Below are 2,081 nucleotides of genomic sequence, written 5' to 3' on the forward strand. Positions count from 1 at the left end.
GTAATCGCTCTTTCCTACCCACCTTCCGCTGCTGAATCGATCGGCCGAGAATCGGACTTTTTCGAAGAGGAGAAGTCGTATGGAGAATGCACAAGAGCGTAGCGCGGTATGGCGTGAGCGGCTGCTGGCACAGCAGGCATCGGGATTGAACATCGGCGCCTGGTGCAAACAGGAAGGCGTATCGGCATGGAGTTTTTATGCCTGGCGCAAGCGTTTGACGCTACCCAAGCCAGCCGCACCGTTGATCGCCGTGCCGCTAGCCGTTATGTCGCAGGAGCCGGTGCTGGAATTGCAGACGCCCGGCGGCTATGTGCTGCGGCTGTCGAATGCCGAACACGTCAACTGGCTGCCGGCGATCCTGGCGGCGGTGCGTTGATGTGGAGCGCACCGCAAGGCAGCGTGTATCTGGCGCCCGGGGTCACCGACATGCGCAAGTCGATCAACTCGCTCGCGCTGCTGGCGGCAGAGACGCTGGGCATCGAGCCGGTGGGACCGCACTGGTTTGTCTTTTGCGGGCGCGACAGAGACAAATTAAAAATTCTGCAATGGGACACCAACGGCTTCTGGCTGCATTACCGGCGGCTCGAACAAGGCCGCTTCGCCTGGCCCGGGGACGGCCAGGACCAGGCGGCCCTGCAGGTGACGGCACGCCAACTGCGCTGGCTGCTCGATGGACTGCAGTGGCAAAGCGCGGTGGCGCATCAACCGTTGGCGCCACGCCACATCCGGTAAAAAATTCTCAAAAGACGTAAACCTATTTCGGCAATGCATGCGCTACAGTGACGCCATGCATTTGCCCGACGACCTCCTGCGAACCCTTCCTGCCGAACTGCGCGACACCATCCGGGCGCTGCAGACGCAGGCTGCGCGCGATGCCGAGCACATTGCGCAACTGCAGCAGCGCATCGACCTTCTGGAAGAACAATTCCGGCTGGCGCAACTGAAACGGTTTGCGCCGTCGAGCGAGAAGTATGGCGCGCAAGGTTGCCTGTTCAATGAAGCCGAGCAGGCGGCGCACACATCACCCGACACCAGCGGCGACGAAGCGGACACGAATGGGCAGACGGACGAGACAACGGCGCCGGGTAAAAAGCGCGGCCGCAGGAAGCTGCCGGCGCACTTGACACGCGTGCGCGTCGAGCATGACCTGGCCGATGCCGACAAGAGCTGTTCCTGCTGCCATGGCGCACTGCACCGCATCGGCGAAGACGTGACCGAGCAATTGCATATCGTGCCGGCCAAGGTCCAGGTATTGCAGCATGTGCGCTTCAAATACGGCTGCCGCCATTGCGAGCAACACGCGACTTCCTGCAAGATCGTCACCAGCCCGATGCCGGTGCAGCCGATCCCCGGCAGTATCGCCAGCGTCAGCACGGTGGCGACCGTCCTGACCGCCAAATACGCCGATGGCATTCCGCTGTACCGGATGGAGGCGGTGCTCTCGCGCAGCGACATCGAGATCGGCCGTGCCACGATGGCGCACTGGGTGATCCGGTCAAGCGATCTGCTCTCGCGCCTGTTCGATGCCTTGCGGCTGACGTTGTGTAACCAGGACATGATCCATGGCGATGAAACGCCGGTGCAGGTATTGAAGGAAGACGGCAAGAGCGCCGAGAGTACGTCTTACATGTGGGTCTATCGCAGTGCCGAAGGCAGTGCGCAACCGGTCGTGCTGTTTGACTACCAGCCGGGTCGCGGGCACGCGCATCCGGAACGTTTCCTGCAAGGATTTGCCGGCGCCATCATGACCGATGGCTATGCCGCCTGGCGCATGCTGGAAGGGATCACGCACCTCGGCTGTATGGCCCATGCAAGGAGGCGGTTTGATGAAGCCCTCAAGGCGCAGAAGCAGCCGACCGGGCGCGCCAAACAGGCGCTTGAATTTATCGGCAAGCTGTACCAGATCGAGAAAAAGGCACGCGGCAAACTCCCCGAGGGAGAAACACTTGCGCAGTACACGTACCGGCTGCGGCAGGAGCACAGCCGTCCGGTGTTGGACGCCTTTTACGCCTGGCTCGTCAAGAACCAGGCGGAGGTGCTGCCGAAGTCGCTGATCGGCAAGGCGATCGGCTATGCGCTGG

At 62.0% G+C, this 2,081-nt stretch carries 3 protein-coding genes; all 3 read left to right on the top strand.

Annotated elements, in window-relative coordinates; translation table 11 throughout:
• Window positions 1-79: 79 nt before the first annotated feature.
• Window positions 80-376 (top strand): IS66 family insertion sequence element accessory protein TnpA, encoded by a 297-nt coding sequence (gene tnpA, locus KHU29_RS21915; RefSeq protein ID WP_211455445.1) that lies wholly within the window; start codon window positions 80-82, stop codon window positions 374-376.
• Window positions 376-732, top strand: coding sequence for an IS66 family insertion sequence element accessory protein TnpB (gene tnpB, locus KHU29_RS21920; protein ID WP_211455446.1), 357 nt, complete (start codon window positions 376-378; stop codon window positions 730-732). Before tnpA ends, tnpB begins: the two co-directional genes overlap by 1 nt.
• Window positions 733-769: 37 nt before the next feature.
• The coding region (gene tnpC / locus KHU29_RS21925; RefSeq protein ID WP_211455447.1) for an IS66 family transposase at window positions 770-2,081 on the top strand (1,312 nt) is incomplete at its 3' end.

Source organism: Collimonas antrihumi, assembly GCF_018304965.1.
GTDB classification, from domain to species: Bacteria; Pseudomonadota; Gammaproteobacteria; order Burkholderiales; family Burkholderiaceae_D; genus Collimonas; species Collimonas antrihumi.